12 protein-coding genes are annotated in these 14,489 nt (G+C 73.2%); 11 read left to right on the top strand and 1 reads right to left on the bottom strand.

The window, feature by feature from the left end; all coding sequences use genetic code 11:
- Positions 1-23 precede the first annotated feature (23 nt).
- The 3 genes from ACFQE5_RS03925 (at position 24) to ACFQE5_RS03915 (ending at position 5,598) form a co-directional block, all read left to right on the top strand.
- Entirely contained in the window at positions 24-1,244 is a 1,221-nt protein-coding gene (locus tag ACFQE5_RS03925) for a hypothetical protein (protein WP_379582842.1), read from the top strand.
- A 302-nt stretch (positions 1,245-1,546) separates the two neighbouring features.
- Positions 1,547-4,729 (top strand): isoleucine--tRNA ligase, encoded by a 3,183-nt coding sequence (gene ileS / locus ACFQE5_RS03920; RefSeq protein ID WP_379582840.1) that lies wholly within the window; start codon positions 1,547-1,549, stop codon positions 4,727-4,729.
- Positions 4,730-4,836: 107 nt separating this feature from the next.
- Positions 4,837-5,598, top strand: a complete 762-nt coding sequence (locus ACFQE5_RS03915) for a class I SAM-dependent methyltransferase (protein WP_379582838.1) — start codon at positions 4,837-4,839, stop codon at positions 5,596-5,598.
- 84 nt (positions 5,599-5,682) lie between these two features.
- On the opposite strand, the gene ACFQE5_RS03910 is transcribed toward ACFQE5_RS03915, so the two are convergent.
- Positions 5,683-6,417, bottom strand: a complete 735-nt coding sequence (locus ACFQE5_RS03910) for a CPBP family intramembrane glutamic endopeptidase (RefSeq protein ID WP_379582836.1) — start codon at positions 6,415-6,417, stop codon at positions 5,683-5,685.
- 51 nt (positions 6,418-6,468) lie between these two features.
- Between ACFQE5_RS03910 and ACFQE5_RS03905 the strand changes: the two genes are divergently transcribed.
- From ACFQE5_RS03905 to ACFQE5_RS03870, 8 genes are all read left to right on the top strand, one after another.
- A complete protein-coding gene (locus ACFQE5_RS03905) occupies positions 6,469-7,638 on the top strand; it encodes an acyltransferase family protein (protein ID WP_379582834.1) in 1,170 nt (389 codons plus the stop codon).
- A gap of 67 nt (positions 7,639-7,705) precedes the next feature.
- Positions 7,706-9,196 carry a potassium/proton antiporter gene (locus ACFQE5_RS03900; protein ID WP_379582832.1) on the top strand — a complete coding sequence of 497 codons (1,491 nt, stop codon included), beginning with the start codon at positions 7,706-7,708 and terminating at the stop codon, positions 9,194-9,196.
- Between the two features lie 21 nt (positions 9,197-9,217).
- Complete coding sequence (gene lspA / locus ACFQE5_RS03895; protein ID WP_379582830.1) at positions 9,218-9,772, top strand: signal peptidase II; 555 nt, start codon at positions 9,218-9,220, stop codon at positions 9,770-9,772.
- Positions 9,765-10,697: an RluA family pseudouridine synthase gene (locus ACFQE5_RS03890; RefSeq protein WP_379582828.1), complete on the top strand. Its 933-nt coding sequence runs from the start codon at positions 9,765-9,767 to the stop codon at positions 10,695-10,697. The genes lspA and ACFQE5_RS03890 overlap by 8 nt, the downstream gene beginning before the upstream one ends.
- Before the next feature lie 33 nt (positions 10,698-10,730).
- Positions 10,731-11,402 carry a hypothetical protein gene (locus ACFQE5_RS03885; protein WP_379582826.1) on the top strand — a complete coding sequence of 224 codons (672 nt, stop codon included), beginning with the start codon at positions 10,731-10,733 and terminating at the stop codon, positions 11,400-11,402.
- Positions 11,403-11,498: 96 nt separating this feature from the next.
- Positions 11,499-12,155, top strand: a complete 657-nt coding sequence (locus ACFQE5_RS03880; protein WP_379582824.1) for a DUF998 domain-containing protein — start codon at positions 11,499-11,501, stop codon at positions 12,153-12,155.
- On the top strand, positions 12,148-13,110 hold the full coding sequence (locus tag ACFQE5_RS03875) for a hypothetical protein (protein ID WP_379582822.1): 963 nt from the start codon (positions 12,148-12,150) through the stop codon (positions 13,108-13,110). Before ACFQE5_RS03880 ends, ACFQE5_RS03875 begins: the two co-directional genes overlap by 8 nt.
- A gap of 10 nt (positions 13,111-13,120) precedes the next feature.
- The gene (locus tag ACFQE5_RS03870; RefSeq protein WP_379582820.1) at positions 13,121-14,293 is read left to right on the top strand and encodes a glycosyltransferase; all 1,173 of its coding nucleotides are present in this window, start codon (positions 13,121-13,123) and stop codon (positions 14,291-14,293) included.
- The last annotated feature ends 196 nt before the right edge of the window (positions 14,294-14,489 follow it).

Raw genomic sequence — 14,489 nt, 5'->3', positions numbered from 1 at the left:
CGCCGCCGCCCAGGGAGTGAATCGTGCTTCTGCTGGTCCTGATCCTTGTCATGATCGCCTTCGGCCTGCTGGTCGTTGCTCTGCTTTCGGGCAGCGTGCTGTGGGCATGGGTGTCCGTCGCGGTGAGTGTGGGGGCCGCCGGGGTGCTGCTCGTCGACTGGATGCAGCGCCGCGCGGCGGTCAAGGCCGGTGCCGAGATCGGCAGGCCCATCCCACCGCCGCTTCCCGCCGTCCCCCCCGTCGACTCCGAGCCGGCCACGGAGATCATCCCGATCGTCCCTGCGGTCGGGTCGGCGCCCGGGGTGCCGGATGGAGCCGGCGTCGGCGGCGTGGGCGGTGGTGACGGCCCGGAGATCGAGCCGTCGGCCTCCGACGCCACCACGGTGCTTCCGGTGGTTCAACCGTCCGGCTCAGCGGATGGACCGTCGGGCGCTGGTGAGAGCTCCACTCCATCGGGCGTTTTTTCCTCACCTAGCGTGACCGAATCTGCTGTGGATGATCAGCGACCGGGTGTGGATCGGATCGCCGAACCGGACCCCGCCGGCGGACCGGTCGACGCGCAGGACGGTGACCCGGCCGGCGCGGCCGATGAACCACGGGGACCGGCGCCCGCCGCTGCCGAGAGTTCCGGCGAGGCCGCCGACGGCCGTGCCGAGCACGGGGCACCGGCCTCAGCCGCCGTGAATGGCGTGCCGCAGGCCGAGCTGAGCGCCGACGAGATCGACGGACCGACCCTGGCGGTGGCGTCGGCAGGCACCGCGGGTTCGGTGGGGCAGCAGCCGTCCGACCCGTCGGACTCGGGCCAGGCCGAGTCCGCGGCCGGGGCGGCCCCGACGGACGGCGCCGGAGCCGCGACCGTGTTCACCCCCGCCGGCGCGCGCGAACCCTCGGCGGCCCAGCCGGAGCGGTGGCGCGGTGCCCAGGCCGGTCCGCCGCCGCTCGATCTTCCCCGTGGCGCCGCCGTGGACGTGCGTGGTGGCTCCCTGCCCCCGCTCGGGCCCGGTGGGGAGCCTCCCGAGGAGCCGCGCAACGCCGACGCCGCGGCGCTGATGGCCGAACTGGAGGACGAGGTCGTCGTTGTCGACGAGCTCCCGCGGTATCACCTGGCGGGCTGCCGCTCGCTGCCCGGCATGCCGATCATCCCGCTGCCGGTCCGCGAGGCGGTGGAGCTCGGTTTCACCCCGTGCGGCTGGTGCACCCCCGACCGCGTGCTGAGCGGCAGGCATCCGGCGAGGGTGCGCTGAGCGGAGCGAACCTCGGCGCCGGCTCGGCCGCGGAATACCGGGTGGCGCCCGCGCGCTACCCTTGTCGACAGAGCACGACACAGGCATCGATCCGGCCATCACCGGGGAGCCTCCGGAAGAAACGGGTGCCCAGAGGGTCTGGGTATCGGGAGTAGAACCGGACGGGAGCGGCCCGTCACAGCCGTCGAACGAGAGGCCGTCCACGCAGGCGGGCGGCAAGCGGGGTGGTACCGCGGCATTCGGGAACGGGTGTCGTCCCCGTGCAGGCAGATCGACATCGCCGCACGAGGAGTACCGCCGCAATGGCCGAGCCACAGCCCCCGTCCTACCCGAACGTCCCCGCGCACCCGTCGTTCCCCGTGCTGGAACGGGAGGTGCTCGACTTCTGGGCGGCCGACCAGACCTTCGTCGAGTCCGTCGAGGCGCGACCGGCCGGTGAGAACGGCAGCAACGAGTTCGTCTTCTACGACGGCCCGCCGTTCGCCAACGGCCTGCCGCACTACGGCCACCTGCTGACCGGCTATGTGAAGGACGTCGTCCCGCGCCACCGCACCATGCTCGGGCGACGGGTCGAGCGCCGTTTCGGCTGGGACACACACGGGCTGCCCGCCGAGGTCGAGGCCGAACGCCAGCTCGGGATCAAGCACAAGTCCGAGATCGAGGAGATGGGCGTCGGAGCCTTCAACGAGGCCTGCCGCACCTCGGTGCTGCGCTACACGGACGAATGGCGCGCGTATGTCACCCGGCAGGCCCGCTGGGTCGACTTCGACAACGACTACAAGACGCTCGACCTGGACTACATGGAATCGGTCATGTGGGCCTTCAAGACCCTGTGGGACAAGGGTCTGGTCTACTCCGGGTTCCGGGTGCTCTGGTACTGCTGGCGCTGCGAGACCCCGCTGTCGGCCACCGAGACCAAGATGGACGACGTCTACCTCGACCGGCAGGACCCCGCCGTCACCGTCGGGTTGCGGCTCGTCAGCGAGGACCCCGAACTCGACGGCGCGTTGGCCCTGGTGTGGACGACCACACCGTGGACGCTGCCGTCGAACCTCGCCGTCGCGGTGCATCCCGAGGTCGAGTACGTCGTGGCGGAGACCGCCTCGACGCACGGCCAGGCCGCGGAGCGCTACGTGCTGGCGGCCGCCCGGCTGGGCGCCTACGCCCGCGAGCTGGGCGAGGAGCCGGTCATCCGGCGCCGGCTCACCGGTGCCGACCTGCTCGGTACGGCGTACGTGCCGCCGTTCGACTTCTTCGTGGGCCGGGAGAACGCCCACCGGGTGCTGGCCGCGGACTACGTCACCACCGAGGACGGAACCGGGCTGGTGCACATCGCGCCGGCCTTCGGTGAGGAGGACAAGGCCGTGACCGACGCGGCCGGCATCGAGGCCGTCGTGCCGGTGGACGCCCGCGGCGAGTTCACCACCGAGGTGCCTCCGTACACCGGCATGCAGGTGTTCGAGGCCAACCCGCAGATCATCCGGGATCTCAAGGACCGGGCCCCGCACGCGCAGGGTGTGCTGCTGCGCCACGAGACCTACGACCACCCTTACCCGCACTGCTGGCGGTGCGGAAGCCCGTTGATCCAGCGCGCCGTCGACTCGTGGTTCGTCAAGGTCACCGAGTTCCGTGACCGGATGGTCGAGCTGAACAAGCAGATCACCTGGGTGCCCGAGCACGTGCGCGACGGGCAGTTCGGCAAGTGGCTGGAGGGTGCGCGGGACTGGTCGATCTCGCGCAACCGGTACTGGGGTTCGCCGATCCCGGTGTGGGTCTCCGACGACCCGCGCTTCCCTCGCGTCGACGTGTACGGCTCGCTGGACGAACTGGAGCGCGACTTCGGGGTGCGGCCCACCGACCTGCACCGTCCCCATGTCGACGAGCTGACCCGCCCGAACCCGGACGACCCGACCGGGCGCTCCACGATGCGGCGGGTGCCCGAGGTGCTCGACTGCTGGTTCGAGTCGGGCTCGATGCCGTTCGCCCAGGTGCACTACCCGTTCGAGAACACCGAGTGGTTCGAGCATCACTATCCGGGCGACTTCATCGTCGAGTACAACGGGCAGACCCGCGGCTGGTTCTACACGCTGCACGTGCTGGCGACGGCGTTGTTCGACCGGCCGTCGTTCGCCGCGTGCGTGGCGCACGGGATCGTGCTGGGCGACGACGGGCAGAAGATGTCCAAGTCGCGGCGCAACTATCCCGACGTCAACGAGGTCTTCTCCCGGGACGGCTCCGATGCCATGCGCTGGTTTCTCATGGCATCGCCGATCCTGCGCGGCGGGAACCTGATCGTCACCGAGCAGGGCATCCGGGAGGGCGTGCGCCAGGCGATCCTGCCGCTGTGGAACACCTGGTACTTCCTGTCGCTGTACGCGAACGCGGCGGGCCGCGCCGGGACGGTGCGCACCGACAGCGCGCATGTGCTCGATCGGTACGTGCTGGCCAAGACCGGGGAGTTGGTCGACCAGGTGAGCTCGGCGCTGGACGTCTACGACATCGCCGGCGCCTGCGAGCGGATCCGGGACCACGCCGAGGTCCTGACCAACTGGTACGTGCGGCGGTCGCGGGACCGGTTCTGGGACGGCGATGCCGACGCGATCGACACGCTGCACACGGTGCTCGAGGTGACCAGCAGGGTCGCGGCCCCGCTGCTGCCGCTGACCATGGAGAAGATCTGGCAGGGGCTGACCGGCGGCCGCTCGGTGCACCTGACCGACTGGCCGTCGCGCGAGGACCTTCCGCGTGACCCCGAGCTGGTCGCCGCGATGGATCGGGTCCGACAGGTGGCCTCGGCGGCGCTGTCGCTGCGCAAGGCCCGGGGCCTGCGGGTGCGGTTGCCGCTGGCAGCGCTGACGGTCGCCGCGGCCGACGCGGCGTCGCTGGAGCCCTTCACCGACATCCTGCGTGACGAGGTGAACGTCAAGGAGGTCGTGCTGACCACCGACGTCGCCGCGCACGGGCGGTTCGAGGTGGCGGTCAACGCCCGAGCCTGCGGACCCCGCCTGGGCGGGGACACCCAGAAGGTCATCCGCGCGGTCAAGGCCGGGCAATGGCGGTCCAACCCGGACGGCACCGTGGAGGCCGGTGGGATCACCCTGCTGCCCGGCGAGTTCACCGAGCGGTTGGTCGCCAGGGATCCGGAGGAAACCGCCGCGCTGCCCGGCAACACCGGCCTCGTGGTGCTCGACACGGCGGTGACGCCGGAGCTCGCGCGGGAGGGCCTGGCGCGGGACGCCGTTCGGGTCGTCCAGCAGGCCCGCCGCGATGCGGGGCTGGCTGTCTCGGACCGGATCGCGCTCACGGTCGACGCTCCCGAGCCCGTGCTGGACGCGGTTCGCGCGCACGAGGAGTTCCTGGCGGGGGAGGTGCTGGCGATGAGCGTGGCCTACGCGCCGATGGCCGAACCCACCCTCGTCGGGAAGGTCTCCGACGGCCACGAGATCCGGGTCGCGGTGAAGGCCCAGGCCGACCCCGCCCCGTAGCGACCTCCGCGAGTCGCGGTATTTCCGTGCGCGAGTCGCGGTATTTCCGTGCGCGAGTCGGGGGATTTCCGCGTTGCCGTGAGCGGCGGTGCTGGCATGATCGTCCTATGACCGGTACCGCCGCCCGGCGCTGGGCCGAACTTCAATCCGGCCGCGGCGTCCCGCCCGAGATCCTCGCGCAGGCCCCGGCCGACCCCTGGGTCCACAACCCGGTCGACTTCGCGGCACCCGTCGTTCCCGCCGACACGCCGTCGCGGGACGCGGCGTTGGCACTGCTCGGCGAGGGCGGCACCCTGATCGACGTCGGCTGCGGCGGCGGTGATGCCACCTTCGCGGTCGCCGACCGCGTCCGGCACGCAACCGGGGTGGACCGCCAGCGGGACATGCTCGAGCGCTACGCCACCGACGCCGCCGCCCGCGGGGTGGCGGTCCGCACGGTGCTCGGCGGCTGGCCGGACGTCGCGCCGGAGGCGGGCACCGCCGACGTGGTGGTCTGCCACCACGTCCTGCACAACGTCGTGGACCTGCCGCCGTTCCTCAGGGCGCTCACCGCGGCGGCGCGGCGCGGTGTCGTCGTCGAGATGCTCACGAGGCATCCGATGGCCTGGCTCGATCCGCTGTGGGTGCGCTTCCACGACCTGCACCGCCCGCCGTCCGCCACCGATGACGACGCGGTCGCGGTGCTGCGTGAGCTCGGGGTGACGCCCGAGGTCCGGCACTGGGAGCGCGAGCGCACGCCGCCGCACGATCCGGCGTGGGTGACCCGGCGGTTGTGCCTGCCTACCGACCGGGAGCCCGAGGTGGCCGCGGCTCTCGCGCAGGTGCCGCCCCGGTCGCGGTCAGCGGCGACGCTCATCTGGCGTACCTGAGGACCCGAATCGCGGAAATACCCCGACTCGCGCACGGAAATACCCCGACTCGCGCACGGAAATACCGCGACTCGCGGAGTGGGATCAGGAGGTGACGAGCCACCAGGCCAGGAGCACGCCCAGCGAGTTGGTCGCCACATGGGCGAGCATGGGGGTGACCAGATGTCCGCTCCAGCGCTGCCATGCGCACATCAGCAGCCCGGCCGCGAAGGTGAACAGCACCGCGAGCCCGACCTGAGCCACTGCGCCCCAGCCGCCGACGGCTGCCCCGACCGCGGCGTTGGCCTGGGCCACGCCGAGCGAGGGGAGCACGTGCCAGAGCCCGAACAGTCCCGAGGACACCAGCGCGCTGCGCCACCAGCCCCCGGCGACCAGCGCCGGCAACACCCCGCGAAACGCCGTCTCCTCCAGGACGACGGTGCCCAACGGGATCCGCACGAGCGCCGCGAACAGCGCGGCGCCCAGCGGCCCAGCGGCCCGGGAGTCGACGAACGCCGACCGGGTGGCCGGGACCGCGAGCGCGAGGAGATAGAGCACCCCGACGAGCCCGGCCGCGAGACCGCCGATGGTCAGCCCCCGCCGCAGCCTGGCGCTGGCGAGCCCGAGATCGTCCCAGCTCAGGCCGCTGCGTCGAGCCAAGATCAGTAGGATGGCCGCGATCGCGAGGTTCCATGGGACATAGGCCTCGGGCCAGATCCGATTGCTCACCACGTTGGAGGCGGCCAGGATGGTGATCGCTGAGAACAGCCCCAGCCGTCGCCGGAGCGCGCGCCGGGGGCCTGTCGGCGTCCCCGGGCGAGCCTCCAGGACCGCCGTCATACCGACCATCCTGCGGGACGCTACCGGAGCGTGCGGCGAGGGGGCGGCGCAATGAACGAGCCGGGGACCACCGGTCTGCCGGTGCCACCGGCCGACCCGGCGACGAGGCGGGGCAGGACCGCGGTGCAGCGTGAGCGCTACATCGACTTCCTGCGCGCCTTCTCCATCCTGGTGGTGGTCCTGTGGCACTGGGCGTTCACGATCCTGATCTGGGGGCCGACCGGGCCGAGGGCGACCAGCCCGCTGGGCTTCACCTCGGGGCTGTGGGTGCTGACCTGGCTGTTCCAGGTGCTCCCGCTGTTCTTCTTCGTCGGCGGCTACGTGCATCTCACGGCCTGGCAGCGCGCCCAGGTTCGCGGCGAGAGCCTCGGCCAGTTCGTCTGGCGCAACGTCCGCAAGCTGTCGCTGCCTGCGCTGGTGCTGGCGGCGGTGTGGACCGGGTTCGGGGTGGGCCTGAGCGCCGTCTTCGATGTGCGGTGGATCGGCCGCGCGGTGCTGCTGGTGATCAGCCCGCTGTGGTTCATCGGCATCTACCTGGTGCTGATCGCCCTGATCCCGGTGTGGTTCGCGCTGCAACGCCGGTTCGGCACCGTCGTGTTCGTGTGGATGGTCGGGCTCGTCGTGATCGTCGACATCGTGCGCTTCCGCGGCGGGTACGAGGGGATCGCCTACGTCAACATGGTGCTGGTCTGGGGCGTGGCGTTCCAGGCGGGCTTCTACTACGAGGCGCTCGTGCGGGCGCATCGCCAGATCGACGCGGCGCTGATGTGGGCGGGTCTGTTCGGGCTGGTCGGGCTCGTGTTCTCCGGGCTGTACCCGGGCTCGATGGTCGGAGTGCCGGGGGAGACCTCGAACATGGCGCCGCCGACCCTGTGCATCGCCGCGTTGCTGGCGTTCCAGGTCGGGGCGGCGGGGATGGCCCGGCCGCGAGTCGAGCGCTGGCTGGAGCGGCCCCGTCCGCGGCGGTTCGTCGAGGTGATCAACCGCATGGCGATGCCGGTGTTTCTGTTCCACACCACCGGCATGGCGATCGGGCGCGGGCTGATCTACGCCTGGAACGGTGAGCTCGCCGAGAAGCAGATACCCGACCTGGCCTGGTGGCTGCAACGCCCGCTGTACATCGCCGTCTCGCTGGCCTGCACGTTGCCGGTGATCTGGCTTTTCGGACGGTTCGGGCACCGCCGCCCCACCTCCGCCGCCCCGCGCGTCACGGCCACCTGAACCCCGATACCGTCCGGTCCCGCCGGGCTGTACCTGCGTCGATAGTGTGACCGGCGCGGAGGTGGCCATGGCGAGCCTGGAGATCCTGCTCGGCGCCATTGCCGCCGTCGTACTGCTCGGCGTCGTGGCGGTGCGCGTCTCGGTCCACCTCGGGCTGCCCTCGCTGCTGCTCTACCTGGGCATCGGGGTGCTGCTCGGGGAGTTCGTGCTGGACCGGGCGATCTTCGATGCGGCGTTCACCGAGAGCCTCGGTCTCGCCGCGCTGGTGCTCATCCTCGTCGAGGGCGGGCTGACCACCCGGTGGGAAGCCGTGCGGCCCTCGCTGGGGGTGGGCATCGCGCTCTCGACGGTGTCGGTGGCGGTGAGCATCGCCGTGGTCGGGACGCTGCTGCACGTCCTGCTGGACCTGGACTGGCGGGCCGCGTTCCTCTGGGGCGCGGTGCTCTCGTCCACCGACGCCGCGGCGGTGTTCAGCGTGCTGCGGGGGGCCGGGGTGTCGCGTCGGCTCGCCGGAGCGCTGGAGTTGGAGTCCGGGGTGAACGACGCGCCGGTGGTACTCGCCGTGGTCCTGCTCGCCTCCGGTGGCCCGATCACCCCGTGGACGCCGGTGATCGTCCTGTTCGAGCTGGTGGCGGGCGGGGTCATCGGGCTGGCGCTGGGGCTGGGCGGGGCGTGGGCGCTGCGCCGGGCGGCGCTGCCCGCCACCGGCCTGTACCCGCTGGCGGCGGTCGCGGTCTGCGTGCTGGCCTACGCCACGGGGCAGGCCGCCCACGCCTCCGGGCTGCTCGCGACGTTCGTCGCCGCGCTCGTGCTGGGAAACGCCAAGCTGCCGCACCGCGCCGGGGTGCTGTCCTTCGCCGAGGGCCTGGGTTGGCTTGCCCAGATCGGGTTGTTCGTCATGCTCGGGCTGTACGTCTCGCCGGCCAATCTCGGGCAGGCGTTGCTGCCTGCGCTCCTCGCGGGCGCCGTGCTGCTGTTCGCGGCCCGGCCGGCTTCGGTCGTCGCGGCGGCGACGCCGTTTCGCATGCCGTGGCGGGAGCAGATGTTCCTGTCCTGGTCGGGGCTGCGGGGTGCGGTGCCGATCGTGCTCGCGCTCGTCGCGGTCACCGAGGGTGCCCCGGACGGAAACCGTCTGGTCGACGTCGTGTTCGTGCTGGTCGTTCTGCTCACCCTGCTGCAGGGCACGACGCTGCCGTGGGTGGCGAAACTGCTGCGCGTGGCCCGCCCCGCGGAGCCGGTGGAGCTCGAGGTCGACGCCGCCCCGCTCGGTGAGCTCGGTGCCGACCTGCTGCAGGTCACGGTGCCCCTCGGTTCCCGGCTGCGCGGGGTCTACCTGCGGGAGCTGCGCCTTCCGAGGGGTGCGACGGTCAGCCTCGTGGTGCGCGACGAGGTCGCGTTCACCCCGGACGGGGAGACCCGGCTGCGCGAACGCGACCAGTTCCTGGTCGTCACCACCGCCGAGGCGCGAGAGGCCACCGAGGCCCGGATCCGCGCGGTCGACCGGGCCGGGCGGCTCGCGCGGTGGCGCGGCGAGGACGGCAGCGGCCGTACCCGCTGAGCGGGCAGTGATAATGGGGGCGTGACCCAGGCCGAGGACCCGCCGCGCAGCCTGTCCACCGCTGCCCCGCCCCGGCGGGTGCTGCTGCTCGGGGTGATCGCCGCCCTGGTCCTCGCGATCGATGTGGTGACCAAGGTCGTCAGCGTCGCGCTGCTCGAGGGGCACCCGCCGGTCCGGCTGCTCGGCGGTGCGGTGTATCTGGTGCTCGTCCGCAACTCGGGCGCGGCGTTCTCGCTGGCCACCGGCTACACCTGGGTGCTCACCCTGGTCGCGATCGGCGTCGTGGTGATGATCGTGCGGGTCTCTCGCCGGCTGCGCTCGCCCGGCTGGGCGGTGGCGCTGGGCCTGGTGCTCGGCGGCGCGCTGGGCAATCTCACGGATCGGCTGGCGCGCTCGCCCGGCCCGCTGACCGGCCACGTCGTCGACATGGTGTCGCTGTTCGCCCCGGACGGCAGCGTGTGGCCGGTGTTCAACGCGGCCGACTCCGCGATCGTCTGCGGTGGGGTGCTGCTGGTGCTGCTGGCGGTGACGGGCCGGGAGCTCGACGGCAGCCGTCCGGGGCGCTCGGATGGGTGAGCTGCGCAGGCTCCCGGTCCCGGACGGGCTCGACGGGATGCGGGTCGACGCCGGGCTGTCCCGGTTGCTCGGGCTCTCCCGCACCGTCGTCGCGGCGCTCGCCGAGGACGACCGGGTGGTCGTGGACGGCCGCGCCGCGGGCAAGTCCGACCGGCTGACGGCGGGAAGCTGGCTGGAGGTGGAGCTGCCCGAGCCGGACAACGGTTCGGCCGGGATCAGCGGGCCGCCCGAGATCGTGGCCGGGCTGGCGATCCTGCACTCCGACGAGGACATCGTCGTCGTGGACAAGCCGGTCGGGGTCGCGGCGCATCCCAGCCCGGGCTGGACCGGTCCGACCGTGCTCGGCGGGCTCGCCGCGCTGGGCGTGCGGGTGAGCACCTCCGGAGCCGCCGAACGGCAGGGCATCGTGCACCGGCTCGACGTCGGCACCACCGGACTGATGGTCGTCGCGAAGTCCGAGCGGGCGTACTCGGCGTTGAAGCGGGCGTTCCGGGAGCGTTCGGTCACCAAGCGGTATCACGCCGTCGTGCAGGGCCATCCGGATCCCAGCCGCGGCACGGTCGATGCACCCATCGACCGGCACCCCCGCCACGACTACAAGTTCGCGGTCGTCGCGGGCGGTAAGCCGAGCGTGACGCACTACGACACGATCGAGGCGTTCCGGGCGGCGTCCCTGCTGGACATCATCCTGGAGACCGGGCGGACCCATCAGATCCGGGTGCATTTCGCCGCGCTGCGTCACCCCTGTGTCGGGGACCTGACCTACGGCGCCGATCCCACGCTGGCGCGACGGCTGACGCTGGACCGGCAGTGGCTGCACGCGCGCGCGCTCGGGTTCGCGCACCCCGCCGACGGCCGCCCGGTGGAGTTCGTCAGCTCCTATCCGGCCGATCTGGCGCGGGCGCTGGAGCTGCTGCGGGACTGATCGCCGATGCCGGCCCGACGGGAAGGACAGCGGATGCGGCGGCTCGTGGCCTGGGCCGGCTGCGTCGTCGTCGCACTGCTCGTCGCCTGGTACGCAGGCGGCCAGTTCGCGCCCGCGCAGCCGCGGCCGCCCGCCGGGTCGGTGCGGCTCGGTCCCGACCCCGGTGAACCGGTCGCCGGTTACCTCGCGCGGCTGCCCGCCCTGCTGCCCGTCCCCGGGACGAGCGCACCCGCGCTCGTGCAGCTCGCCGCCGAGGTGCCGACGGCCGACGCGGCGCTGCTTGCCGGGGTGATGCGGGTCGACTCGGTGGTGCTGCGGGTGCCGCTGGCGCGGGTGCAGACCGCGCTGTACTTCGAGGCGCTCGACCCACGGATCGAGCTGCCGCGGGCGCTCGACACCGCCCGGCAGCGCGCCGCGCACGCCGCGGCGGCCGAGGCCGGGAGGCTCACCGGGCGACCAGGCGCCGTCGCCGCCGCGGAGCAGGCCGCGCTCGCCGACCCCGGCTGCGCCTGTGTCGTCGCGTTCGTGGTCGAGGGCGAGCGGGCGGCGCTGGAGACCCTGGCCGGACGGCCCGGGGTGCGGGCGGTGCACGCCGCACCGGCCGGCACGACACCGGTGGAGCTGGCGCTGGCGCCGCTGCTTCCCGAGCAGACCGATCGGGCCGACCCGCTGCCCGACGACGGGCCGGTCCCGACGGCCCGCTGACCCGGGAACCCGCACCCGGTGCTCCGGGACACCCCCGAACGGACTTGGGGGGAGTTCCTGATGATGTTCCGCCGCCCCCGCTGCCACGGTTGATCCATGACCGTGCGGGGGAGGGAGTCGGGGGTCCTCGGCTGCGTGATCATCGCCCTGTTTCCGGTCGGTTTCCTGCACCATGCGGGTTCCGCCGCGGTGGACCCGCTGGCCCGGACGATCAGCGACTACATCGTGGTTCCGGGCGGGTACGAGCTGCTGGGGATCAGCGCGCTGGCGCTGGCCGCGGCGGGAGGTCTGCTCGCCGCCGGGCTGCTGCAGCGGCGGCTGCCGGGTGCCGTGCCGCTCGCCGGCCTCCTGGTGAGCTGGAGTGTCGCGCTCGTGCTGGTGGCGGTGTTCCCGACGAACGCTCCCGGCGCACCCCCCGATATCGCCGCCGCGGTGCATCGCTGTGCGGGGGCCTGGGTCTTCGCCGGGTTGCCGATGGTCACCTGGCTGATCGCGCGGCACGGCCTGCGTGGCGCACCCGGGCTGGCCCGGCTGGCGCTGACCACCGGACTGCTCAGCACGGCGTTTCTGCTGAGTCATGTCCCGATCGTCGTCTTCGGTTCACCCGGATTTCCGCTGCTGGGGCTGGTCGAGCGTGTTCTGTACGGCGTGGTGATCGTGCTGCTGCTCGCGACGGCCAACGCCTGCGCACAGGCGAGGGTCGCCGCCGGGTCGGTCCCGGCGGTGGCGAGCGCGGGAGGCACCGGTGAGTGAGGTGCTCGGTCCCGGCCCGCCGGCCGTTCTCGCCGTCGTGCTCGCAGCGCTGGGTGCCGCATCGTTCGCGCTGGCCGCAGGCCTGCAGCACCGGGCCGTCGCGACCGCGATGGACGCCGGGTCCGCCACGTCGGCCGGGCTCGGTCTGCGTGCCGTCGGCGGGCTGGTGCGCAGGCCGGGCTGGCTCGCCGGCCTTGCGCTGGGCGCCACGGGCGCCGGACTGCACGCCGCCGCGCTGGTACTGGCCCCGGTGTCGGTCGTGCAGCCGATCGGAGTGCTCGCCGTCCCGTTCGCGGTGCTGCTGGCGGCCCGCGCCGGCGGCGTGCGACCCGCCCCCGGCGTGGTCGGCGGTGTCGCGCTGAGTCTCGCCGGGGTGGGTGGGTTCGTCGCGCTCGCCGCGGGAAGCGCGGCGAGCGCGCTCGCCGACCCCGCAGCGCTGCCGGTGGCGAGCGCGGTGATCGGCGGCATCGGACTCGCCCTGGCCGGGTTCGGCGCGCTGGCCGCGGGGCCGGTCCGATGCATCGCCTGCGCGACAGCGGGGGCTGTCGCGTTCGGGCTCGTCTCGGCGCTGCTGCGAGCCCTGGCGCAACAGATCATCGCCGGGGTCGGCGCCCTCGATGTGGCCGGTGTCCTCGCCGGGATCGCGGTCCTGCTGGCCGTCGGTGGCTGGCTCGTCCAGCAGGCGTTCGCCGCCGGTCCCCCGGAGCTGGTGATCAGCTGCCTGACCGTGATCGACCCGTTGGTGGCCGTCGGGCTGGGCGTGCTGGCGCTCGGCGAGGGCGCCGCCATCGGGGTGCTCACCGCCGTCGGGATGACCGGCTGCGCCGTCGCGGCGGCCCTCGGCGTGCTCGCCCTTGCCCGTTATCACCCGGACGCGGCGCGCCGCGCACCGCGCGGCCCCGGCCGCAACTCACCGGCCGTGCGAACAGCGGCCCTGACCTCCGACGAGACATGAGAGGACGACCGTGCCACCGCTGAGGATCGTGATCGGGGCCGACACCTACCCCCCCGACGTGAACGGGGCCGCTCGGTTCGCCGCGCGGCTGGCCGACGGGCTCGCCGGGCGCGGGCACGACGTCCACGTCGTCGCGCCGTCGCCGGACGGGCGCGCGGGCCGGCACCGGGAGGATCGCGTCACCGTGCACCGGATCCGCTCTCACCGCTACCCGCTGCACGAGAACTTCCGGATCTGTCTGCCGTGGCAGGCCGGGCCCGCGACGGCGGCGCTGCTCGATGCGGTCGACCCGGACGTCGTCCACGTGCAGGCGCATTTCGTGGTGGGGCGCGGGCTCGCGGTGGCCGCCTCCCGGGCGCGCCGCCCGCTGGTCGCGACCAACCACTTCATGCCCGAGAACCTGTTCGCCCACGCCCGGATACCCGGGTCGCTGCGGCAGGTCGCGGCGCGCTGGGCGTGGCGGGACCTCGCACGGGTGTTCGGTCGCGCCGCCGTCGTCACCGCACCGACCCCGCGCGCGGTGCAGCTGCTCGCCGACTCGGCCGGTCTCGCCGGAGCCCTGCCGGTGTCCTGCGGCATCGACGCCGACCGGTACGCGGGTGGGGTCGAGGCCGACGTTCCGACCGTGCTGTTCGTGGGCAGGCTCGACCAGGAGAAGCGGGTCGACGAGTTGCTGCGGGCGTTCGCCCGCCTACCGGCCGATCTGCCGGCCCGGCTGGAGATCGTGGGCGACGGGGCCCGGCGCGGGGCCTGGGCCGCGCTCGCCGGCGAGCTCGGGCTGAGCGGGCGGGTGTGCTGGCGCGGCTTCGTGAGCGAGGACGAGTTGCTCGGCGCCTACCGGCGCTGCGCGGTGTTCTGCATGCCCGGGATCGCGGAGCTGCAGAGCCTGGCGACGCTGGAGGCCATGTCGGCGGGCAAGCCCGTGGTGGCCGCCGACGCGATGGCGCTGCCGCATCTGGTCCGGCCGGGCCGCAACGGTTGGTTGTACGACCCGGGGGATGTCGGGTCGCTGGCCGCGAGGCTCGCGACACTCCTTGCGGACGCCGCGCTGCGCCGGCGGATGGGGACGGCGAGCCGGCAGATCGCGTCCCGGCACGCGCTGGGCGCGACCCTCGACCGGTTCGAGGAGCTCTACCGGGGCGTGCTCGGGCACACGACCGGCCCGATCGCCGCGGCCGCCTGAGGGACCGGCCGGGCCTGACACGCCGGTCGGCCAGGTGAGCAGCGCGTTCGGCGATGCCGCAGTGCGGGTGAGCGGAACCGTCGGTCACCGGGGTTAGGGTGGCTCGTCTCCAGCGGACGAGGCGCGGGTGGGTTTCTCGAGCCTCCGCGTCCGCCCCGGCTGCTCGTGGAAGGGTGTGCGCACGTCTCGATGACCA

Source organism: Pseudonocardia hispaniensis (assembly GCF_042658695.1).
Lineage (GTDB): Bacteria > Actinomycetota > Actinomycetes > Mycobacteriales > Pseudonocardiaceae > Pseudonocardia > Pseudonocardia hispaniensis.
The sequence above is the reverse complement of the archived record's forward strand: the minus strand, read 5'-3'. Positions and strand labels throughout refer to the sequence as shown.

What these genes read in the sequence shown, in the direction of transcription:
- ileS (WP_379582840.1), top strand. Translation starts at nt 1,547, where the DNA reads ATGGCCGAGCCACAGCCCCCGTCCTACCCGAACGTCCCCGCGCACCCG.
- ACFQE5_RS03915 (WP_379582838.1), top strand. Translation starts at nt 4,837, where the DNA reads ATGACCGGTACCGCCGCCCGGCGCTGGGCCGAACTTCAATCCGGCCGC.
- ACFQE5_RS03910 (WP_379582836.1), bottom strand. Translation starts at nt 6,417, where the DNA reads ATGACGGCGGTCCTGGAGGCTCGCCCGGGGACGCCGACAGGCCCCCGG.
- ACFQE5_RS03905 (WP_379582834.1), top strand. Translation starts at nt 6,469, where the DNA reads ATGAACGAGCCGGGGACCACCGGTCTGCCGGTGCCACCGGCCGACCCG.
- ACFQE5_RS03900 (WP_379582832.1), top strand. Translation starts at nt 7,706, where the DNA reads ATGGCGAGCCTGGAGATCCTGCTCGGCGCCATTGCCGCCGTCGTACTG.
- ACFQE5_RS03890 (WP_379582828.1), top strand. Translation starts at nt 9,765, where the DNA reads ATGGGTGAGCTGCGCAGGCTCCCGGTCCCGGACGGGCTCGACGGGATG.
- ACFQE5_RS03885 (WP_379582826.1), top strand. Translation starts at nt 10,731, where the DNA reads ATGCGGCGGCTCGTGGCCTGGGCCGGCTGCGTCGTCGTCGCACTGCTC.
- ACFQE5_RS03880 (WP_379582824.1), top strand. Translation starts at nt 11,499, where the DNA reads ATGACCGTGCGGGGGAGGGAGTCGGGGGTCCTCGGCTGCGTGATCATC.